Source organism: Lacrimispora sanguinis (assembly GCF_044987295.1).
GTDB lineage: Bacteria > Bacillota > Clostridia > Lachnospirales > Lachnospiraceae > Lacrimispora > Lacrimispora celerecrescens_B.
The window spans coordinates 5,022,873-5,044,832 of record NZ_CP173277.1 but is presented as its reverse complement, the minus strand read 5'-3'; the positions used below and the strand labels follow the sequence as shown (position 1 = coordinate 5,044,832).

The 21,960-nt window shown below is 41.8% G+C and carries 17 protein-coding genes; 7 read left to right on the top strand and 10 right to left on the bottom strand.

Annotated features, from left to right (window positions below; genetic code table 11):
* Positions 1 to 48: 48 nt before the first annotated feature.
* Entirely contained in the window at positions 49 to 1,161 is a 1,113-nt protein-coding gene (locus tag ACHZES_RS23545) for a cysteine desulfurase family protein (protein ID WP_395547612.1), read from the bottom strand.
* 234 nt (positions 1,162 to 1,395) lie between these two features.
* Between ACHZES_RS23545 and ACHZES_RS23540 the strand changes: the two genes are divergently transcribed.
* From ACHZES_RS23540 to ACHZES_RS23530, 3 genes are read left to right on the top strand one after another with little or no spacing between them, the layout of a single operon-like run.
* Complete coding sequence (locus ACHZES_RS23540) at positions 1,396 to 2,478, top strand: beta-propeller fold lactonase family protein (RefSeq protein WP_084719553.1); 1,083 nt, start codon at positions 1,396 to 1,398, stop codon at positions 2,476 to 2,478.
* Positions 2,479 to 2,534: 56 nt separating this feature from the next.
* Positions 2,535 to 2,684 (top strand): hypothetical protein, encoded by a 150-nt coding sequence (locus tag ACHZES_RS23535; protein WP_166429703.1) that lies wholly within the window; start codon positions 2,535 to 2,537, stop codon positions 2,682 to 2,684.
* 29 nt (positions 2,685 to 2,713) lie between these two features.
* Positions 2,714 to 2,953, top strand: coding sequence for a hypothetical protein (locus ACHZES_RS23530; RefSeq protein WP_038279700.1), 240 nt, complete (start codon positions 2,714 to 2,716; stop codon positions 2,951 to 2,953).
* A gap of 30 nt (positions 2,954 to 2,983) precedes the next feature.
* Here the strand turns inward: ACHZES_RS23530 and ACHZES_RS23525 are convergent, their stop codons facing one another.
* From ACHZES_RS23525 to ACHZES_RS23510, 4 genes are all read right to left on the bottom strand, one after another.
* Positions 2,984 to 3,736, bottom strand: coding sequence for an SDR family oxidoreductase (locus ACHZES_RS23525; RefSeq protein WP_154521092.1), 753 nt, complete (start codon positions 3,734 to 3,736; stop codon positions 2,984 to 2,986).
* Between the two features lie 151 nt (positions 3,737 to 3,887).
* Positions 3,888 to 4,811 (bottom strand): metallophosphoesterase, encoded by a 924-nt coding sequence (locus tag ACHZES_RS23520; protein WP_038279703.1) that lies wholly within the window; start codon positions 4,809 to 4,811, stop codon positions 3,888 to 3,890.
* Between the two features lie 73 nt (positions 4,812 to 4,884).
* On the bottom strand, positions 4,885 to 7,317 hold the full coding sequence (locus tag ACHZES_RS23515; protein ID WP_395547613.1) for a GH36-type glycosyl hydrolase domain-containing protein: 2,433 nt from the start codon (positions 7,315 to 7,317) through the stop codon (positions 4,885 to 4,887).
* A 19-nt stretch (positions 7,318 to 7,336) separates the two neighbouring features.
* Complete coding sequence (locus ACHZES_RS23510; RefSeq protein WP_395547614.1) at positions 7,337 to 13,456, bottom strand: glucoamylase family protein; 6,120 nt, start codon at positions 13,454 to 13,456, stop codon at positions 7,337 to 7,339.
* Positions 13,457 to 13,790: 334 nt separating this feature from the next.
* Here ACHZES_RS23510 and ACHZES_RS23505 point away from each other — a divergent pair, with 334 nt between their 5' ends.
* A complete protein-coding gene (locus tag ACHZES_RS23505) occupies positions 13,791 to 13,943 on the top strand; it encodes a hypothetical protein (protein WP_154521098.1) in 153 nt (50 codons plus the stop codon).
* A 126-nt stretch (positions 13,944 to 14,069) separates the two neighbouring features.
* Here ACHZES_RS23505 and ACHZES_RS23500 read toward each other — a convergent pair whose 3' ends face one another.
* Positions 14,070 to 15,965 carry a heavy metal translocating P-type ATPase gene (locus ACHZES_RS23500; protein ID WP_395547615.1) on the bottom strand — a complete coding sequence of 632 codons (1,896 nt, stop codon included), beginning with the start codon at positions 15,963 to 15,965 and terminating at the stop codon, positions 14,070 to 14,072.
* A 179-nt stretch (positions 15,966 to 16,144) separates the two neighbouring features.
* Here ACHZES_RS23500 and ACHZES_RS23495 point away from each other — a divergent pair, with 179 nt between their 5' ends.
* The 3 genes from ACHZES_RS23495 (at position 16,145) to ACHZES_RS23485 (ending at position 18,922) form a co-directional block, all read left to right on the top strand.
* Positions 16,145 to 16,708 (top strand): TetR/AcrR family transcriptional regulator, encoded by a 564-nt coding sequence (locus tag ACHZES_RS23495; protein WP_038279712.1) that lies wholly within the window; start codon positions 16,145 to 16,147, stop codon positions 16,706 to 16,708.
* Between the two features lie 14 nt (positions 16,709 to 16,722).
* On the top strand, positions 16,723 to 17,652 hold the full coding sequence (locus ACHZES_RS23490) for a LysR family transcriptional regulator (RefSeq protein ID WP_395547617.1): 930 nt from the start codon (positions 16,723 to 16,725) through the stop codon (positions 17,650 to 17,652).
* Positions 17,653 to 17,761: 109 nt separating this feature from the next.
* The gene (locus ACHZES_RS23485) at positions 17,762 to 18,922 is read left to right on the top strand and encodes a cobalamin-independent methionine synthase II family protein (protein WP_395547618.1); all 1,161 of its coding nucleotides are present in this window, start codon (positions 17,762 to 17,764) and stop codon (positions 18,920 to 18,922) included.
* Positions 18,923 to 19,053: 131 nt separating this feature from the next.
* On the opposite strand, the gene ACHZES_RS23480 is transcribed toward ACHZES_RS23485, so the two are convergent.
* From ACHZES_RS23480 to ACHZES_RS23465, 4 genes are all read right to left on the bottom strand, one after another.
* Complete coding sequence (locus ACHZES_RS23480; protein WP_395547619.1) at positions 19,054 to 19,686, bottom strand: type 1 glutamine amidotransferase family protein; 633 nt, start codon at positions 19,684 to 19,686, stop codon at positions 19,054 to 19,056.
* A gap of 117 nt (positions 19,687 to 19,803) precedes the next feature.
* Entirely contained in the window at positions 19,804 to 20,616 is an 813-nt protein-coding gene (locus tag ACHZES_RS23475; RefSeq protein WP_395547620.1) for a DUF2785 domain-containing protein, read from the bottom strand.
* A 113-nt stretch (positions 20,617 to 20,729) separates the two neighbouring features.
* On the bottom strand, positions 20,730 to 21,296 hold the full coding sequence (locus tag ACHZES_RS23470; RefSeq protein WP_395547621.1) for a GGDEF domain-containing protein: 567 nt from the start codon (positions 21,294 to 21,296) through the stop codon (positions 20,730 to 20,732).
* A 24-nt stretch (positions 21,297 to 21,320) separates the two neighbouring features.
* Entirely contained in the window at positions 21,321 to 21,917 is a 597-nt protein-coding gene (locus ACHZES_RS23465) for a hypothetical protein (RefSeq protein ID WP_395547622.1), read from the bottom strand.
* Positions 21,918 to 21,960: the final 43 nt, after the last annotated feature.

The window sequence follows — 21,960 nt, the reverse complement described above, 5'->3', positions numbered from 1 at the left end:
AGCCATTCTCTTGGGATATCCAAAAGAATGGCTTCTTATCTTTTATGCTTAACTAAAGTGCTCTTTCAACATATTCACAACCGTATCAATCTCCTGCTTTGTGGTATACCTGCCTACACTAAAACGTATAGCGCCCAATGCTATTTCTTCTTCAACACCCATTGCTGCTAAAACAGGCGAAATGGTTTTTGAGCCAGAGTGGCAGGCAGAACCAGTGGAAGCACATAGTTCAGGTAGTGCCGCCAATATTTGGGCACCATTTTTTCCTACAAAACTGATATTAAGAGTATTGGGCAGGCGGTGGACTGCATCACCGTTTAAGTGAATATTACTGCCGAATGCCTCCAGTAATTTTTCATAAAAATAATCTCTTTTTGGCATCAAATCATTTTGATCCAAGTGTTTCTTTGCCTGAGCCGCAGCTTCTCCCAAAGCCACAATATAAGGCACATTTTCCGTACCGGCACGCCTGCCATTCTCCTGGCTTGCGCCATGCAGAAATGATTCCATTACAACTCCATCTCGAATAAATAATGCACCAATTCCTTTTGGAGCATAGAGTTTATGTCCTGCAAGAGTTAGAAAATCTACTGGTAACCGGGAAACGTCTATCTCCACTTTCCCAATGGACTGAGATGCATCTGTGTGAAACAAAACGCCTTGCTCCCTGCAAATTTCCCCCAACTCACTGATAGGCTGCAAGGTCCCCACCTCATTATTGGAATGCATAATACTGACCAAAATCGTTTCCTCACAGATGGCATTCCGTAAATCTTGCGGATTCACAGAGCCTTGCCGGTTTACTGGAAGATAGGTAACGTTATAACCGTTTTTCTTTAAAAATGAGAGTGGTTCCATGATTGAAGGATGCTCGATACAAGAGGTAATGATATGCTTACCCTTGCTCCTATAAGTGTAGGCAACTCCCTTGATTATAGCATTATTGGATTCACTGCCGCAGCTTGTAAATAAAATCTCGCTGCTTTTTGCACCAAGCAATTCTGAGACCTGTTTTCTGGCATTCTCAACGGCAAATTTCGCAAGCTGTCCTAAATCGTAGCTGTTGGATGGGTTTCCAAACTCTGACTCCAGATAGGGAAGCATGGCATGATATACATCTTTGTCAATAGGGGTTGTTGCATTATAGTCTAAATAAATCATAAAAGATCCTCCTTGCACAGATAATATTTCGCATTTAATTAACCGGCACAGAATAAGTTTCATGTTGGTTAATTTGTACTTTTCATTACTTTTTTATATATGATAAAATAATCTGTTGAGCCGTATTTTGATATCATCGCATTTTAATAAATATAGCATATATTAGTATTAGCGTAAACACCATATTACGCACATTCCTATTATAAATAGTTCATATAAAGGAGTCATAAATAAATGTATGATATGACAAACTGTCGGCATGGATACGCCCTTTACTCTATGACAAATGCCGCTGATTTTAATGAAGTAATCGCTATACGCCAGAGATTCAATGATGATTTTACATTTATTAAGGCTTACAAAACAGGTGGTCAAGGTACTGGAAACCCGATAGTTGATCCACTTGGTTCACAGGGATCGATTGTACTATCCCATGACGGACGTTTCCTTTTCGTCGTGAACGCAGGCAGCAACAGTATCTCCAGCTTCAAAATCACCAGTTCGGGAGCCTTGATCCTCGCAGACGAGAAGCCGTCCGGCGGCTTTCTTCCAATAAGCCTGACAACCCACCGTAATCTTCTCTATGTGGCAAATGCAGGCAACGGAAGCAGTATTGCGTCCAATGTTACCGGTTTTCATATAGACGAAAACGGCAATCTTGCCGAAATCATAGGCTCTACTAAGTCATTGAGTTCAGTAAATGCCAAGCCTACTTGCATTGTCATTAATTATAATGGCAAAAGAATAGCAGTTTCCGAGCAGAACACGAACCTAATCAGTGTATTTACCGTTCAACCAGATGGAACCCTCACTGACCCGATCCTCAGCAATTCCAGCGGTCCCGGACCTTTTGGCTCTGTTTTCTTAACAAATGAAATCTTGTTGGTTACTGAAGTTGGAATCAATGCATTATCTTCTTACAAAGTTAATCCGGATGGAACTCTTTCTGTAATCAGTCCATCTGTATTGAATTTCCAGTCAGCTACCTGTTGGGTTTCGCTATCTGAAAACGGACGTTTTGCCTATACTTCCAATGCCGGCAGCCATACAATAACGACATATGAAGTTGAAAGAAATGGACGCTTGAGGGTTTCAAACGTTGTCTATAGTACGAAAAATGGATCTGGTGCACCAATTGACAGCGGCGTTTGTTCCAATACCTTCTATGTACTCAACGGTAATGAGGGCTCGATCAGCGTTCTCCGAACTGACCGTGATGGCAGACTTATCCTGACACAGGTTATCCGCGATACACACTTACCGGAATTGGGTTCACAAGGTATGGCGATCTTATGCTTGCCAAACAAATTTAAATAAGAATAATATCCTTTTACCTGTAAATAATAATCCTATTAATATTAAGGAGAATAATTATGGCAAAGGATTCACAACTTGACCCAAAATCAATCCGTAAGAAAAAAGCCAATGGAGGCCCTACCATGGCTGAGAGCGCATTAGATGGAGAAAGCCGAAATACAAAGAAACAGTCCGGCAGCCGTCACAAACCCGGCAATGATAAATAATTAACTTTCTATGCAAAGGAGTAAATTGTATGAACCGTGATAAGCTCATATCCCAAGTAAAAAACGAATATGCACGAATCGCTTCTTCTGAATCCCAACAGCATTTCCACCAGACCACAACCGAAATAACACCGGAAGCGTACTATGAAAACCTGTTAGGTAAAGCCATTAGTGAAATCAACAGGGGCACCTTTGATAATTTCAAATCAGGGGAAGAGATCGTAAATGCGATTGCAAATGACAAGTCCTGGCTTTCCGATTGGAAGTAAATGAACTGTAAATGAAAACCGCAGTCCTTTTTAAGAGGATTGCGGTTTCCATTTATAATGCCAATTCCAATCTCCATGATAAATCATTCGTTTACTCATTCCCCCATCTGCCGTAATGGTCTCCCCTGTAATAAAATCCTGCTCACATAAAAACAATACCATATTCGATATATCCTTTGGCGTTCCTATTTTTCCTGCCGGAATTGCGAAGCGGTCTTCACGGCTGAATTCCTGCTGATCCGTTACATTGATCCAGCCTGGAGCTATACAGTTAACAAGAACATCCGGCCCAAGTGATACTGCCAGAGCATGTGTCAATGCAACAATTCCGCCTTTCGCACTTGCGTATGCTTCTGTATCAGGCTCAGACTGAAATGCACGTGATGAAGCAATATTAATAATTCTACCGTGATTTTTGATTAATTCATCTTTACATAGACGGCTTAATTCAAATGGAGCTTTCAATCCGATGGATAAGGTATAATCAAATTCTTCATAGGATAAACCGGATAAAATACCTTTATTTCCACGGCAGGCATTGTTGACTAAAACATCAATCCGTTTCAGCTTTTCAAGGGAAAAATCAATGAACCGTTTTAATGTCAGTGGATCTGCTACATCTCCGCAAAAGTTAAACAGATTTGGATTCTCTTTCGCAAAATCAGCCGATTTCTTTTCATCTATATCAATAAAACACACTTGATCGCCAGCTTGAATAAAATCCTGACATATCTGTTTTCCTATCCCATGTGCGCCTCCGGTAACGACAATTCCTCTATTCATGATATCCTCCTTATTTTTCCAAAAATGATTATAAGGACAATATAACATTAGAGCTATGATTCATGTCAAGAGATTATTTTGTGAAGATACTGAAACAGCCTTATGGCAAGGGTTCCAGCCTTTCCGGCAGTTCAGGGGGGATAACGACATTTTAGTTATTATAATGAGTTGAATAAGGATTGTTTTTATAATCATAATTTTCAAGTGGCATGGGTCCTCTAACTACTGTCCTGTGAACACGCAATTCTCCTTTTTCATTCGCAGCAATTCTCCAATCAACCATCTGTATCATACCATTTATAATTTCAATTCCATTAATCCCACGGGTACGGATACAACAGCCAGTATTAAAGTATGGGAGGTCATCTGCTTTCGGGAACTTTGGTCTGTGAGTATGTCCACAGATCAGCATCATTTTATTTTTTTCTATCCATCTGTCATAAACCTTCTCTACTTTATGTCTTTTAAATAGATTACGGGCTGGGCTGGTTGGATTGCCAAATCCAACGATATGCAGATACCGCCAAAAATATCGAAGTAATAACATGGAAAAGAGCCATAGCTGATCATTCATAATGTCACCCTGATGCCCATGCAGTACAAGAATCTTCTGTTTCGTTTTCTTATGTTTGAGAATGATCGCCTCCTTCGGCTTCAATCCCCTATATAAGTCCACCTTTATCTGATTATATTCATCATAATATTGATAATAATTTTCTCTGATAAATAGCTTTGACTTTAAATAAATATTATGATTCCCATATAACATGATAAAGCGGCCTTCATCATAAAACTTTTTTATTACTGTAAAAACATCGCTGTGGGCTAAACGAATCACGCTGAAATTCTTATATTCCCAAAGTTCATCTCCATCCCCAACTTCTATATATTCATATCCCTCTTTATAATAATAATTTAATGCATGCAAAAAAACATTCTGATTTCTAGTGAATTCATCTGAGATGCTGTCATCCCCTCTGTGGATATCACTAAAAAATATATATTTTGAATTATCATCAAAATACACAACTTCAGCATTTTTGTAAGCTTGATTCAATCGTCTGTCAGTCTTCATGTTACCCTCCTTTCCGATTTTTCCATTCCTGTCGCAATAGGACTTTTGTTTCCCAGGAATGGTGAACAAGGTACTATACGATAATCAGATGTTTTTCTCCATCATCCACCAACGAAACCCGGTTCCCTTGAATGAGACTATCATCCACAGTGATTGCTTCCGTTGTCAGTGTTCCCTTACTTCTGCTTTCAACCCTGATTTCATAGAGTGACCTGCCAAACTTATACTCAACGGAAAAGTCACCGAAGCTTGCCGGCGTGGCCGGATCAATAATCAGTTCATTTCCCTCTTTCCGAATGCCAAGAAACCAGCTTAATAACCCCTGGTACATCCAGCCTGCGGAACCGGTATACCAGCTCCAGCCGCCTCTGCCGGTATAGGGCGGGCTTAAAGAGATATCCGCCGTCATAACGTAAGGCTCTTTCTCGTACCTGAGCACATCCTTCCTGGTTTGTGTCACATGAATCGGATTAAGTATGGTGAATAGGGTTTGTGCCATGTGATAGTCACGGAGCATTGATGTGGCAATGGCCAGCCAAACCGCAGCATGGGTATACTGGCCTCCGTTTTCACGCATGCCGGGAATATAATTTTTAATATAACCTGGGTTTTTGCTTGTTTTATTAAAGGGAGGTGTCAAAAGTAAGGAAATGGCCTCTTCCTCTCTTACCAGATAACGCCATGCCGACTGCATTGCTGTTTTTGCACGTTCCTCTTTCGCCCCCTTTGATATCACACTCCAGGACTGGCTGATGGAATCGATCCTGCACTCATCATTTTCCTTTGACCCCAGTTTCGAGCCATCGTCGTAAAAGGCACGAAGATACCACTCCCCATCCCAGGTGTGTTCTTCGATGCTTTGAAGCAGACTTTCCCGTTTCTGCTCCAGTTCCCGGCCGTAAGCCTCATCATCCTCCTTATGGCACAAAGGAATGAAGTCCCCCAGCACCGTATAGAAAAACCATGCCAGCCAGACACTCTCTCCCTTCCCCTCTATTCCTACCTCATTCATGCCGTCATTCCAGTCGCCGCCTCCCATGAGAGGAAGTCCATGTTCTCCGAAGCTGGTCCGGTCGATGGCTTTTTTGCAATGTTCATAAACAGTTGCGAAACTTTGGGATATCTCCGGGGTAAACATCACATCATGCTGCCCTTCCTGAAGCACCGGCCCCTTAATGTAAGGGACTTTCTCCTTTAAAATTGTGGTATCTCCGGTACTTCGTATATATGCGGCGGTACAATATGGCAGCCACAGCAGGTCATCAGTTATTCTGGTTCTTACCCCGATCCCCATGGGAGGATGCCACCAATGCTGGACATCTCCCTCTTCAAACTGCCTGCTGCAGGCAATCAGAATTTGCCCGCGCAGTATACTAGAATCTGCAAAGAGAAGGGAAAGGGTGTCCTGCAGCTGGTCCCGGTATCCATAGGCTCCTCCACACTGATAAAAGCCTGCTCTTGCCTGGATGCGGCAGGACACGGTCTGATAGAGCAGCCAGCCGTTAACCAGGATATCCACCGCCCGGTCCTTTGTTTTGACTTTAACCGTCCCTAATAATCCATCCCAATAGGTTCTTACCCTGTCAAGTTCCTTTTCAGAAGCGGTAATCTCCCTGTATTTGTTTTTGATCCTGTATATCTCCTCAAGACTGGTGCTCTGCCCCAGCCCAAATAACACCGTTTTGCACTCCTGCGGCTGTATTGCGACGGAAACCTGAATTGCTCCGCAGGGATCATAGGATACCCCCGTATTGCAGGATAGCTTGACCTCCGCGCCCCGCGGCTCCCGGACGCTGCCCTTCTGCCCCAGAAACTCCTGCCTGTCTCCGGTATAACCGATAATGGTTTCACTGGAGAACAGGTAGGAATAGGTGTTTTGAAAGTTCATGGTATAAATGTTCTTTGCAAATAAGCATTCATGTTCATTGTTATAGGAGGTCAGGATATAGGGATTGGTTTGCTCCCCCTGGGTTCCCAAAACCCATTCCACATAATAGGTCAGGCTTACATATTTCACCCGATCCGAGCGGTTTGTAAGGGTAAGGCTCCATAGCTTCAATGACTCATCTAAAGGAGTAAAAACAGTCAGCTCCTGACTAATTTGCGCTTCTTCATGAAGGAATCTGCTGTATCCAAAGCCATGCCTTACCCGGTAAGTGCCCCGGTCAGATCTTCCTAGGGACATGGGAGTCATTACCTCACCAGATATTTCATCCAGAATATAGATTGCCTCAGAGGCTCTGTCACTGACTGGGTCATTGGACCATGGAGTCAGCTTATTCTCCCTGCTGTTGATACTCCAGGTAAAGCCGGCACCCGACTCTGATATCTGGAATCCAAAATTCTTGTTTGAGACAACATTAATCCAGGGTGCCGGCGGCCTGTTATTACCCTCAAGCAGAATTTCATATTCCCTGCCTTCACAGGCAAATGCCCCGAAGCCGTTAAAAAATTCATAATTCTCTGTTTCTTTCTCCTCTGTTGTAGGTGCATATGCTGTGTCCAAAGCCCTTCCTCCTTAAAGCCTAATATTCTTCAAGTAATTCATACTGTTTTTCTTTGACATTGGTAAAATAGATCCCCGTTTTCCCTGAAAATACGACCCTCGCTACCGTATACAGCAAATCCAGCTCCGCTGGTTTCATCTCATACGTATGAAGCGTAAAGAAGCTTGGCTTCTCACTTCTGGAATCATAAATCCGAAGAGAGCTTGTCATATCATTGATTAGTTCATCCACCTCCTGATGATAACCATGCTTGGAATCAATCAGGATAACTAAATCCACCATTACACGGTTGATTCGTAAATATTCGTAAGCCTTTAATGCATCCTTTACAATTCTCTCCTCTTTCATGGACCGGACCATTAAAAGCAGAATGGGATTATCGCCGGATACTCCGAATTTCCATAGAAAGCTTTGATTCATAAAGTTCCGCCTAATATTTTCATCCGGGCCCCGGTAAATACCCGAAGGATAGAATACCGGGCTGATCAGATCCTGAAAAGCGTTTAACTGTGCTCTGGTAATCTCCAGATACTTTAACTCCAGATTCGTTTGAAGCCGGAATTTCTCCAGGATGTCATCGATCCGGTAACTTACATTTAATTCCCCGGCGATTTTTATTGCTTCCTCTTTACTCTGGCATACTCCGGTAATGAAAGAGATGCAGGCAGTCTCACCTGCCCCAATGCAGATCTGTGCCCGCAGGCTCATGATCGGATCATTACAAAAACCGGAATTATTTAAAAAAGCAATGCTGTTAACCACAGAATCCGGATTTTCTAAGGTGTTGTTTCTTCCGATGAAACGTTTTCTGTCATTTTCATATTCTAACTTTTTACATAACTTTGTTCCTGTTCTTACCATGTGCATCACATAAGAATTATCATCCTCATCTTTCCGCCGTCTTTTTGCAAGGAAGATGTCCTGTTCTTCCAGGTACTCACTCTCCAGAAACAGCTTATTGAATGCAGGATGGCTTATTTCTGCCAGATGGGTATCATCCACTACCTCCAGGTAGCTGGTCACCTCCAAATGCTTTTCCTCATTCCCGTGATTGGTAAATATAATCTTACGTATCTCATAGTTTTGGTCCGCATTCAAGCTGACAATCATGTGTGATGAGATATCCCCATCCCTGCGCTTAAATTCCGCCTGGTGCGGGCTGAATACCACCTGGTAATCATCCGGCGACTTTTTGGTCGGATGATAGGCAGCACTCCAGACCTTCCCTTTCTTCATGTCTTTGATATAGATATAATTACCTGTATTCGCATAAATATCCGACCGGAAACGGTAGAGCATCCGGTCTTCGTATTTACTGAACCCGTCCCCATCGCTGGTTATCATCAGGGAATAGGTGCCATTTGATAAATAATTAACAACCGGTGAACTCATACCGGTACGGTTAACATACCGGTTGCTGTAGATGTCTTCTTTAAAAAGAGGCTTTCCGATCTTTATTGTATATCCCTGCTTTGCAATGGAAATCAAATAGGACTGGCGTTTTTCTTCCAACAGAACCTCTGTGGCTTTTATCATCATCTCTCCGTGAAATCTCTCCCGAAGGATTCCCCCATTTAGATAATTATTAATTGCGGCCAGATTCATTCCCTGATGATGAGCCATATAGGATTTAACAATACAATAAGGTGTTAAGTCCACAGAATTCGGTACATTAAAATCGACGGATTCATAGAAACCGTAAGTGCCGTAAGCGCCTAATTCCTTCAGCCGTTTTAAATTTCCCATGCATTCCTCTTCTGCAATATCCAATGCCAGCATCGTCGCATAGGGGGCGACAACCATGGAGTTCTTACGGACCGGCTGGAGTCTTATCTTTGGAACTCCGAAAGCTTTATACTGGTAATTTGAATTTAAGTCAAACCGGTAATACTGGGACTCCGATATTCCCCAGGGTATTTCCGCCTCCTTTGCATACTTCATATGCTGGAGCACCGCTGCCCTGGCGGTCTGGGCATAGACGGAGTCTTCATATTCTTTGAATACGAGATTTGGCATCAAATATTCAAACATCGTACCGCTCCAGGACACAAAGCAGGGAATGCCCCCCACAATGGTCAGCGGTCTTCCCAGTTTATACCAATGCTTTAACGGAACTTCTCCCATGGCTATGGCAAGAAGGCTAGTCAGTGCTGATTCCGACGCCATCAGGTCATAGCAGCCCTCATCCAGCGTGTGGGAAGAAACATGATATCCGATATGAAACAGCATTCGCTTTTCATTAAACAAAAAACGGAAATCGACATTTGTTAAAATGCCGTCTATTTTATTGCTGAGCGTTCTGATCCGCTCCATTATGCCAACCACAATTTTATTATCCTCCGACGTAATACTACGAAGAGAAGGACTGGAAGAAAAGGCCTCTTCCTTCAGTTTTAAGGACTCAGCCTCCTTTATCGTGCTGTCAATTAGATTCAATAACTGTCTGGTCCACTGGTAATCTTCACGCGGTATAAGCTCCCTGTCGTTTAAATCTTCCCTGATTTCCGTAATATCGTCTATCAGCTCCCCGATCTTTTGATACCTGGTCTTCAGTTCATTACCGGCAGGATTGCCTGTTTTCATACGAATTTCCTCATTGCTGTTTTCAACCGCAATTCTGAGTTCGGATAGAAAATTCTCCGGATAAACCGGCCTGTCGATCAGTTCCAAAAGTCCATTTTTTAAAGCTACCAAATGACCCAGGAAATTGCCGCTGTCTACGGTTGAAATATAGGCAGGGTTTAATACATCCAGAGTCCCGATATGATACCAGTTATAGAGATGCCCATTAAATTTCGGCATTTTCTGAACCGTGTCCATTAAGTTTTCCACGGCTGTTACCGTAGAGCTTAAGGTTTCAAATCCCAAATCCCTGGCTGATAAAATTGCCAGAAACTGAAGCCCCATATTGGTCGGTGATGTTTTATCACTGACTTTTTCAACCATTGAGATCTGGTAATTATCCGGACAGAGCCAGTTATTTTCTTTTGTGGAAAGCTCCTTAAAAAACTGCCAGGTTCTGCGCGCAGTATCCAGAAGCAGTTCATTATTCTGTGCTTTATTCTTAAGATGAAGCTGTTTATCCGGCTGACTGATCCGGTAGGCGATTTCATAGGCAAAGCACCAGTCAGCGATTACAATTGCTGTTAAGATCATTCCTGCCGGGCTTAAATATCCCATAAATAAAACGATAACGAGGGCAGCCGCCGGAAGAAGAGAACTCCACATGGTAAGAAAATAACCTCTTCTGGTATTGACAATGGAGGCGTCCACTGCTTCTGCCGTATTCCAGCGAAGCAGATTCTTTTTGCTGATAAAGATCCGATACAGAGTTCTGATCATTGCATCCGTTGCGACATAAGCACGATATGGAGTGATTGTAAACTCCAGGAATGCTCTATAAAACATCGCAGCAAGTTCCTTGAAAAAGCATTTATAAACAAGGGCAAGCTTTGGCCGGAACAGCTTCTGGGTGATTACTGCAAGCAGCAGAATCACCAGGGTAAATATATCATTAAAGAAAACAATGGGTAACCAAAGATAATATGCCTTTGGCATCCATGCCAGATTCAGTAGTACAAATAACGTCTTACTGAAAGGAACCATGCTTCTTCTTAAGTTGTCAAAGATTTTCCACTTTGACAGCGCACATAAGCTTCTCCCGTCCCGGGTATTTTTTAAAAACAGCCAGGGCAGCAGCTGCCAGTCCCCGCGCAGCCATCGGTGTTCCCTTTTGGTGAAGGATAAAACGCTGGTCGGGAAATTGTCCATAATCTTGACCGTACTGGAAAAAGCCGTCTTTGCATAGCAGCTTTCAAAAAGGTCATGGCTGAGAATCCTGTTTTCAGGTACTTTGTTCTGAAGCACCTTGTGGAAGGCTTCCCGATCATAGATACCCTTCCCGGTATAGATTCCTTTATTAAAAATATCCTGGTAAATATCTGATATTACGGTTCCATAATGGGCAAGTCCCGATTCTCCTCCAAAGATTTTCGTGAACCTGCTGCCGTTCTTATCCACAATATGGTTTCTGACCGATGGCTGAATGATGACATAGCCCTCTTCCACCTTTTGGCCTTCCGGATCCAGAATCGGTTTATTTAAAGGATGATCAATCAGTCCGACCAGTTTTGCTGCATTGTCGCGAAGCAGATTGGTATCCGCGTCCAGTGTAATAACATACCGGAAGGTGGTTAGGAGCTTTTCGTCACAGTAAATGGAGGTGAAGGTGGTATTCTCCTTTTCCGCTCCATTTAAAAGGTTATTAAACTCTTCAAGCTTTCCTCGTTTACGCTCCCAGCCCATATAACAGTTCTCTGCTTTATTCCATTTGCGGCAGCGAAAAAACAGGGAAAAGCGCTGTTGTTCCGACGGATAGAGCTCATTTAACTCCTTCATACGTACAACAAGGGCATTTTCAATCACCTGGTCCTGTTCCATGAACTGGTCCGGAGAATCTGAAAAATCAAACAGTAATGCATAGAAAAGGCCCTGCTGCCGGTTTGCCAGATAATGCTTTTGAAGCCGTTCCATATACCCAAGGCCCTGTTCCTTTGAGGAGACAATAACCGGCATAACTACAAACGTTTTTGCTTCCTCTGGTATTTCCTCCAGATAATTCAGGGAAGGAATCTTCCTGACCTTAATTCTTCTTGTAAAAATAAAATTTGTGATCTCTATGGAAATACCCATTAAAAGCGGCAGTGCCGCCAGAAGGGTAATTACTTGCCGGCTGATCTTTAAAAGTCCGCCAAGGTTCCGGAAAGCATAGAGGAAGCAGGCGCAAAGTCCCGGAATAATAAGGAATAAGGTAAGGAAATAAAGGAAGCCATTTACATTCATCCTTTTCTTAATGGTTTGAGGAATCGGTTTTCCTAGCGCCTTTGCTTTTAAAATCGGATAACCCTTACCCAATAGATAGGCTCCCACATGATGAGAACAATGTAAGTCCTCCCTGCCCTGATCCGCCAGTTCCAGACAGTCCCCGGCTATCTTTTCCTCCAGCAGCCGATAACGATGGGATAATTTAACGATAACCCCGCGGTACATACCTCTGGATTCCAAATCCATCTTTGGATATACCCCATCCGGATCCTGTGATAAAATCCGCTCCAGACAAGAATATTCCTCAAAGAATTTTTCTTCATCAACCTCATTAATATCCCTCAGACTGACAATTAATGTACGGATGGTTGTCTCGAGAAATGATTCAATTCTTCCTTCCTCCATGAAAATGCCGGAGGTTTTTACCTGCCTTTCAAGGGAAGAGAAATGATGCTCCAGATATTTTTGAATGGAAGCTTCATCAAAAGATAAGTTTTTCAACAGATGTATTACATGGGCATGGAACGAGTAATTCTGTCTTAAGTTATCCTCTGTTTTGCAAAGCAGTGCTGATATATCGGCTGGTCCCTTCCTATCCGCTAACTTATCCCGCAGAAACTTTTCAGCCTTAGATTTTACTTCAATCATATGAAGAATTTCATCTGCGATTACAATGATTTCTTCAAGGATACAAAAGCCCAGCACTTCCGGCAGAACCCAGATCTCCTTGTCCGTAAGGGGGATTTTCTGCTGATAAGCCTTTAACATCACGGAAATATTTTCTTCACTTAAGTGTCCGCCGGAAAGAGCCACCATCTTTTTTGCCACAACATAAATACGGGGAAAGTTCCGGTATTCTTTTCCTTCCAGAACCGGCAATACGGCATAACTGGTTCCCGATGTACGGACTTTTTTAATTTCCCGGTACAACATCTGGAAATTATCAAAGAGCCATCGTGCTGCCGGAATCAGGGAAATAATATCTGTGGAAACGGCAGAAATGCTGTCTCTAATATTATTCAGCTTTTTGTAGGCGGCCTGATTATAATCATTAAGAACAAAGCTATGGCCCACCAGTCTGACCTGGCTATGGCTTTCTGCCAGATCAAGCATCTGCTTCTCCCACTCGCCAGGATCAAGTTTATTATCTTCTCCCTGGAAGCAGGCCAGGAAACGCACCTTCTTACTAAAATGATAACGGCGGTAATACAATAGGAATAGCACAATACAAATCAAAGCTGCCAATATGAATAAACTATTCAGCAGAAACGGGGAATTTATATAAAAATTAGTTTTTTCCAAAAAGCTCTGCAATTGAAGCTCCTCCTTATTTAAGAAATCCTTCTGATATAGCGATATTCTTTTACAGATAGTTTGCCTATTTTTCAATAAAAAATAGCGCAATATTATATTGTAGCACTTTTTATGTTTTTTTATTAATTTCCTGTAAAATTTATACGAAATCCGCGTTCCTACTGGTATGTGGGCAAAATAGTAACTCAACGTTAAAGTCAGGTGTAATTCCTGAGCAGGCATTTAACAATAGATTACTCGCTCTCCAAACGGAAACACCAGTATTTTGATAATTGAATAGACTTTATACTTTGGTCATGATATAATCTTTACATATAAAAAGGAGGACAGACGCATGACCGATAACGAATTATTGCAAGCAATATATAAAGATACGCAAGAATTAAAAAGCCGTTTGAATTCCATTGAAAATAATGTAACTGATCTTCAGTTAACACTAGAAAATGAAATTAGGCAAATCAAAGAAAAAATAAATGTAATTGCATAAAATAAAAATAAATTCATGAAAGAGTGCAAGACCTATCGAATTATTATGGGTCTGCACTCTTATTTATTTTCCATTAAATTTGGTAAAATAGCATATATAAAGCCACGCAAATACATGGTCTCCTTTTTATGTGAATTTCCGGTCATAGAGCAGTGCCGCATTCAATACCACCAATACAGAACCAGCATTATGTACCAATGCACCGGTAACCGGGTTTAATACGCCTGTTACGGATAAAAGTATGGCGATAAAATTAATTGTCATTGACACAGTGATGTTGAATTTTATGGTGCGAACCGTGGCATTGGACAACCTCTTCAAATATGGAATCATTGAAATATCGTCACCAGTCAAAGCAATATCTGCCGCTTCGATGGCGATATCACTTCCCATACTCCCCATAGCCACACCTACATCTGCGAGTTTAAGTGCCGGTGCGTCATTGACGCCATCCCCGATCATGCACACCCTTTTTCCTTGTTTTTTAAGTTCCGCAATACTGCTGACTTTATCTTCGGGAAGCAGCTCAGCTCTCACAGTCGAAATGCCGATTTGTTTAGCAAAATAACCTGCCGCTTGCATATGATCACCGGTCAGCAGAACGACCTGGGTATCCATTCCATGGAGTTCACTTACCACGCTATGAGCCGTATCCCGCAGTGTATCGGAAAGGGTTATCACTCCGATCAATGACCTTTCTTTTGCAACAAGTATCATCGCCTTTCCCTGTGTACGAAACTCATTCAATTTGATGTACACCAATTCATTCATAGGTATCTGATACTCTTTTAAGAACTTTACAGTTCCGCAAAGCAGTGTCTGTCCGCTGATCGTTGCCGAGATACCTTTTCCCGGCATCATCTGAAAATTGTCTGCAGGCCCTATTGCAATCTGCAATTCCTTCGCATGAGCAACAATTGCTTTGGCTAAGGGATGTTCTGAATAGGTTTCCGCAGATGCTGCTAAGCTTAAAAGCTGTTCTTTCCCTACTTCTTCGTTCAAAGGAACCACATCTGTGACTACAAGATTACCGTTGGTCAGAGTCCCGGTTTTATCAAAAGCAATGCAGTCCACCTTTCCCATGTTTTCCAAAGCTTCACCGGATTTAATGATAATGCCGTGCTTAGTTGCCTGGCCGATGGCCGCCATAATGGAAGTGGGAGTAGCCAGAGCCAGCGCACATGGACAGAAAACCACAAGGACGGTAACGGCGCGGTTTAAAGCTTCCATGATTTCATTTCCAAGAGCCCATGTAATACCAAATGCTGCCACAGAAATGCCTAATGCCACCGGCACAAGCCATGCAGCCCATTTATCCGCGATACGATGCATAGGTGCTTTTTTATTTTCAGCCTCCTGTACCATTCGGATGAGTTTTTGCAGGGAAGAATCCTCACCAACCCTGGCTGTAACAATTTCAATTGAGCCGAAACGGTTAATCGTACCACAGAAGACCTGATCTCCCACGCTTTTATCCACTGGAAGTGATTCTCCGGTTATGATCGATTGGTCGATTGATGTATTTCCCTCTGCTATTTCACCGTCTACGGGAATTGTTTCCCCTGGCAGTATACGAAGAATATCACCCTCTTTGATCTGTTCCACCGGGATTATTTCTTCATGGATACCCGATGGATCAGAAAGAATTCTTCTTCCCATCATGGGTGTAAGACTGATTAACTGTTTTAATCCCCTTTTTGACCGCTCAACTGTTTTTTCCTCTAAAATTGCGCCTATGGACATGATGAAGGCAACCTCACCGGCAGCAAAAAGCTCGCCAATGGCAATGGAGGCCGCCATTGCAATAGAAATCAGTAATGCGGAAGAGATCCATTTTTCATATACCAATCGAGTGATTGCAAGATATGTAAGCGGGTATCCGGACAAAGCAATGGTTATCCATGCCGGGTTAAAAAGAAATCCCTTCCCCGTAAACAGAAACATCAGGCTGAGCACCAGAAACCCGCCGGAAACGATAGTCATTGCAGGCCCGGCAAATAAGTCGCTTATTTTTTTTAACATGATCTGTCCTCCAAAATTGTCTCTTGATTCTTTCGTTACTTTTCAGTACAATAAGTTCACAACAGAACATATTGTTCTTTAAGTAGTATAACAATGACATATTAGCGATACAAGAAACGATTTTTTTAAAATGTACGATACCGAACAAATTTGTAAATTTGTTCAAAATGGAGATGTATATGGACAGACGACAACGTAAAACAAGAGAAGCTATTTTCGATGCATTCAGCAAACTGCTGATTCATAACAGCTATTCACAAATCACCGTACAGGAAATCATTGATGAGGCTAACGTGGGCCGAACAACCTTCTATGCACACTTTCCTACAAAGGACGATCTTTTGCGTGAAATGTGTGCGGAACTTTTTGAACATGTTTTCTCTCATAAGCCGGAGGCCGAACCGACTCATGACTTTTCAATGGCGACCGGCGATCCTAAAACAATTGTCACTCATATCCTTTATCATTTAAGAGAGCATGGACGGACCATGATTATCCTATTGACCTGTGAGAACGGGGAACTGTTCCAGCGCTACTTTCATCAATACTTCCATGAGCTTGTGACGCTGCATATGTTTCGTGGAAACACCCGTAAAAATACCATTGTACCGGATGACTTTCTCATCGATCATATTTCAGGGAGCTTTGTCAATCTGGTACGATGGTGGTTGAAAAATCAAATGAAACAGCCGCCGGAGGAAATCGCAGAATATTTTTGGGCGGTAATACAGCCGGTTGTGTAAGGGAGGAATATGAGATGACATTACAACAGTTAAAATATTTTATCGAAGTGGCTAACTGCGGTTCCATTAACAAAGCTGCCGAGCGCTTATTTATTGCCCAGCCAAGCCTTTCAAACGCACTTCGCGAATTAGAGGCAGAAATAGGACACGAACTTCTCACCCGGACTCCCAGAGGCATCTCTCTGACCACTGACGGAGCGGAGTTTCTGGGCTATGCCCGTCAAGTGATTGAACAATCGAGCCTCTTAGAACAACGTTGGCTGAACAAGAAACCGTCACGGCGTTTGTGCTCCATATCCACTCAGCACTACGCCTTTGCCGTGAATGCATTTGTTAATATGGTGAAGAAAACCGATGCAGAAGAATATGAATACACGCTGCGGGAAGCAAGGACTTTTGAGATTGTGGAGGATGTGAAAAGCCTGCGCAGCGAACTCGGTATCCTCTACATGAACAATTTTAACCGCCAGGTGTTAGAAAAGCTGATGCGGGAAAACAATCTGACATTTCACCCGCTGTTTACCGCCGTTCCTCATGTTTTTATAAGTACCTCCAATCCCCTTGCCAGGAAAAAATACGTGACTCTTGAAGACCTGGCTGATTACCCCCGCTTGTCCTTTGAGCAGGGGGATTACAACTCCTTCTATTTCTCAGAGGAAATACTAAGCACGGAATACGCAAAGAAAGACATTCATGTCGGTGACAGAGCCACTATTTTTAACCTTATGATAGGACTTAACGGTTATACAATTTCCACAGGAATTGTAAGCGCAGACTTAAACGGCGATAATATCACGGCAGTACCGCTCCGCGTTAACGATTCAATTGAGGTTGGCTGGATTTCCCACAAAGATATTCAGTTATCACGTCAGGCGGCAATGTACCTTGAGGAATTGAAAACGGTTGTGGCCGAATACGGTGTTGATGTTAAAAACGGGTTATAGTCTAAAGCTATAACTCGACATACTTTTTTCATGTTACCAATAAGTCCTCCCTGGATGATACAATCAGTTTACTAAATAATTGATGTACCTGATAAAGGAGGACTTTCCAATGAGCAAAAAATTCCAGACAGTAGGCAGTCTGCTGCGCCCGGCAGCTTTATTGAAATACAAGAACCAGATTGAAAAGCGGGATGATATTACCTACCCGTTCTATAAAGAATTTGAGGGCTATGAACAGTGCGAAACCGAGTCAACGAAAGATGTCATCGCAAAACAAATCGAGCATGGATTAACCGTCATTACCGATGGCGAGTATTCCAAGTCCATGTGGCATCTGGACTTTGTTTGGGGATTTCATGGCGTAAGCCGTTACATCGCAGAGCACGGCTACTTCTTCCGCGACAAAGATGATACCCAGAAATACGAAACCCGCCGGGACATCGGCCTTAGGATCACGGAACCGTTAAGCGGCAGGAATCATCATTTCATCAAAGTTTTTGAGCAGTTGAAATCCATTGCCGAAAACAGAGAAACAAAGCTATGTATCCCATCACCATCCCATATCTTTGGAGAGCTTTTGTGGTCAGATAACATCGGCGGTGATAATTCTGTTTACAATAACCCGCAGGAGCTGAAAGCTGGACTGACCCGGGCCTACATAGAATTTGTAGAAGAATATGCTGCTGCCGGCGGAAAAATCCTGCAGCTGGATGATTGTCTTTGGGAACTTTTCGCAGACGATAATCCCAATTCCCCGTATACGGGTGAACACATCAACCAGGAGGAAGTTAGGACACTTGCCGCCGAATTTATTGAAATCAATAATGCAGTGATTGATTTCGGGCACAGCCTGGGGCTTGCTATGTGGACCCACAACTGCCGCGGCAACTACGATTCACGAAATATGGGCGGCGGCTCCTATGTTAAGATTGCCAACCTGTTTTTAAAACAGTTAAAATATGACCGCTTTTTCCTGGAATGGGATGACGACCGGGCTGGATCACTTGAAGCGTTAAAAGTATTTCAGGATAAGCCAGATACAGAGATTGTGCTGGGCTTATTATCATCAAAAACCAACACACTGGACGACGAAGCCCGTGTGATCCGGTTGCTAAACGAGGCATCTGAAATAATCCCAAAGGACCGTCTGCTCCTCTCTCACCAGTGTGGATTTGCTTCCTGTGACGGCGGCAACGAGCTGACAGAAGAAGAACAGTGGGCGAAAATTGATCAGGGGCAGAGGATTGCTCTGTCATTCTGGGGCGAATGATTTTAAAGCAAAAATAAGCATAACGCCAAGGACGCAAAATGCGCCCTTGGCGTTATGTTTATTAGCAGTTTAACTGCTTCACTATAATTCCTGTACTTTGAATTTGTTCGGGACACGATTAAATAGTAATTTCATGATTGGATTGAATCCATTAACGCATAAAAATATTCGGCTTTCTGTGTCCTATAAAGATTATACCAGGGATCTAGTGTTTTTGCAGAAAATACATCCAAAGCTTTCAGTACATGGAGAGAAAATTCCAGGGGAGCGATTCCGGAAGCGGTTATTAAGTTCCCATCCGTTACGGCAGCCTCCTGCTTATAGTACTGTTCTCCTCCATAGCCTGGACAGATCATTTTAAGGTATCCCAAGTCATTGCTTGTATGCCGGTTTGAATCCAACAATCCTTTCCGGGCAAGGCCCATTGTAGCTCCGCAAATAGCAGCCACAATAATACCTTTCTTTAAACACTGCTCTGCCATAGACAAAATGGGGTCATGAACCGTTTCTAACCATGTATCTCCTCCAGGCAATATCAAGGCATCTGCGTTTTCCATGGTACACTCATCAAGTTCTATATCCGGTAATATTTTTAGACCTCCCATTGTTATAACAGGAGCTTTTTTCGTTCCAACCGTAACGATTTTCGAAGGGGCCAGGCCTTTCTTATAATATCTTCCGGAGGCCAGTTCCGCAGTTAAATAACCTATTTCCCAATCAGCCATTGTATCAAAAACATAAAGATATACAACGTTTTTATTCATATACTTATCCTCCATTTTTTTAATTTCTCAGTGCGGACCAAATGGCCAGCCGCAAGAAAAAACGATGTTATCTTTATTATAAAACAGCTTCACTGACAACTACTGTCAGTGAAGCTGTTAAAATTGATCTTCTATTAATTCCTTATCAATTTTAAGAAAGCGGTTTAGTTTTTCTTCTGCTTTAAACATTACATTTATTAGGTTCAATGTACTGTCGTAGTGCATTGTTTTAAAATACAAACATCTTAAGAAGTTCTTTGAGTTGACTCTGGCAATATACTGTTTCCGGCCATTCTGCCATTCAGCACATTCGCTTAGCTCTTCGATCCAATTGATCATCGCCTGGTTTAACAAAAGATTCCCTTTCATGATTCTAAAAACAACACGACAGATACGCTCGTCTTCTTCCGTATGAAAAATATATTTTCCATTATGCAAAATTTTCTTAAAAGCATTTAAAATTTCTTTCGTTATATCCTCGTTGCATTCACGGCATTGTACCAACTCATCCATTAAATCGGCGCCATGCGCTGCTGCATGTGCCCATTCCGATTTCGGAATATAACCCCTTAAGTCTTTTTCCGAAATATAGTATTCTAACACTTTGTTCTTGATTTCAATAAACTCATCAACATTTAAAAATGCCTTTTTTCTATGTCTAATTAAAATCAGAACCACGACAAGCGCTGAGAATGTCCTTGTAAAAACACTGTCATTCCCGTCGCTGCCTATTTGATAAAATAAATGTTCTTTATCTATAAGAACGGAAAGAATATATTTAAGCTGCTCTTCATTGAAAAATTCCTTCCCTTCTATCCACTCACTAAAAGTATTATATATTAAATCATCACGAAACTCTGAATCCGTATCACCGATATGATCAAGCATCTGCAATACAAAATCCCAGGGGTCCTGTTCTTCTGACACCATGTATTGATTTTCCTGGATCTTTCTTAATTCTAATATAAGCTGTTCTCTTTTATAGTTCAACCGCTCTACTCCTTTTGCATATTTTAATAAATGAAAGATTAATGCTCTTGCTACTATTTAACTACTTCAATCCGATTCCGTCCATTTCTTTTTGCCGCATACAAGGCATCATCACTTATTTTATATAGTGTGTTTATAGAAGTGTGTTCATCTGGAATAACAGTGACAATTCCTATACTTATTGTATATTTTATAATATGATCTCTGCCAACGTTGACAGTAGCTTTCTCTGAAATCCTTCGTAATCTTTCTGCAACTTCCAGGGCCTCCTTTTCATTCGTTCCCGGAAGCAGTACTGTAAATTCTTCGCCGCCAATTCTGCCAAACAGATCATAATCCCTTAATTGACTTTTTATTTTCACTGCAAAATCTTTCAGCACCATATCTCCTGCAAAATGACCATAAACATCATTGATCTTTTTAAAATTATCCAGATCAATAAGAAAGAATGAAATAGGCTCCTTTCTTCTTGAGAATAATGAGACGTTCTCTTTAGCCCGCAGTAAAAATTCTCTTCGGTTGAATATACCCGTCAATTCGTCATATGTAGCAACCTTAGTCAATTCCAAATCCGACTTTTCCTTTGCCATAAGGATAAAACCAATATTTCCGATCAGCATAATCAGATATAAGCAAAGGAAAAACTAAACATTGTATATATTATTCGACATCAAAGACACGGATTCTCTTAAACCGATTCCCATATAGGCCCTTAGAATAAGTAAAATAAATCCTGCTAAATAAATAAAAGCAACTGTCTTTTGTAAAACCGATGAATTTTTATCCATTAAAAATACATAGATTGGGAAGCACCAAAGGATAATCATACTGATAGACATAATTGAAATCCGCACACCCTCTGTATATTGCAGCAATATGGCTAGATGGATCACCACAATAGAAATGGCGGAAGCAATAACATATGCCCGTTTTATCAATTTGTTACAGCGTTTCTTTATAATTAGGAACGCAATAATCTGCGTGGTCTGAGCTATAATTAAAAAGGAATTACCAAGGGATATTGAAATAAATATATTGATAACGTCCCGTAACCCAAGAAAAACCCATGCAATTGTATCAAACAGTCTTGCAAATAAAAAGATATATAAAGAAGAATCCTTTTTATGCTGGATCATGTAGGCGATACCTAATATTCCAGAAAAAAGATGTCCTATAACAATTGTAAATATAAGAGTTTTGATACTGAAGTCTAAACTCATTTTATTGCTCCCCACCTTCATGTTGAAGTTCCAAGCTGAAATTATAAACAATTAACCTTCTTAA

Coding starts and splice junctions, on each gene's coding strand:
- ACHZES_RS23530 (WP_038279700.1), top strand. CDS start 2,714: ATGAACCGTGATAAGCTCATATCCCAAGTAAAAAACGAATATGCACGA.
- ACHZES_RS23475 (WP_395547620.1), bottom strand. CDS start 20,616: ATGGTGTCAGAAGAACAGGACCCCTGGGATTTTGTATTGCAGATGCTT.
- ACHZES_RS23480 (WP_395547619.1), bottom strand. CDS start 19,686: ATGAATAAAAACGTTGTATATCTTTATGTTTTTGATACAATGGCTGAT.
- ACHZES_RS23490 (WP_395547617.1), top strand. CDS start 16,723: ATGACATTACAACAGTTAAAATATTTTATCGAAGTGGCTAACTGCGGT.
- ACHZES_RS23485 (WP_395547618.1), top strand. CDS start 17,762: ATGAGCAAAAAATTCCAGACAGTAGGCAGTCTGCTGCGCCCGGCAGCT.
- ACHZES_RS23470 (WP_395547621.1), bottom strand. CDS start 21,296: ATGCTGATCGGAAATATTGGTTTTATCCTTATGGCAAAGGAAAAGTCG.
- ACHZES_RS23495 (WP_038279712.1), top strand. CDS start 16,145: ATGGACAGACGACAACGTAAAACAAGAGAAGCTATTTTCGATGCATTC.
- ACHZES_RS23535 (WP_166429703.1), top strand. CDS start 2,535: ATGGCAAAGGATTCACAACTTGACCCAAAATCAATCCGTAAGAAAAAA.
- ACHZES_RS23520 (WP_038279703.1), bottom strand. CDS start 4,811: ATGAAGACTGACAGACGATTGAATCAAGCTTACAAAAATGCTGAAGTT.
- ACHZES_RS23525 (WP_154521092.1), bottom strand. CDS start 3,736: ATGAATAGAGGAATTGTCGTTACCGGAGGCGCACATGGGATAGGAAAA.
- ACHZES_RS23465 (WP_395547622.1), bottom strand. CDS start 21,917: ATGAAGGTGGGGAGCAATAAAATGAGTTTAGACTTCAGTATCAAAACT.
- ACHZES_RS23545 (WP_395547612.1), bottom strand. CDS start 1,161: ATGATTTATTTAGACTATAATGCAACAACCCCTATTGACAAAGATGTA.
- ACHZES_RS23500 (WP_395547615.1), bottom strand. CDS start 15,965: ATGTTAAAAAAAATAAGCGACTTATTTGCCGGGCCTGCAATGACTATC.
- ACHZES_RS23505 (WP_154521098.1), top strand. CDS start 13,791: ATGACCGATAACGAATTATTGCAAGCAATATATAAAGATACGCAAGAA.
- ACHZES_RS23540 (WP_084719553.1), top strand. CDS start 1,396: ATGTATGATATGACAAACTGTCGGCATGGATACGCCCTTTACTCTATG.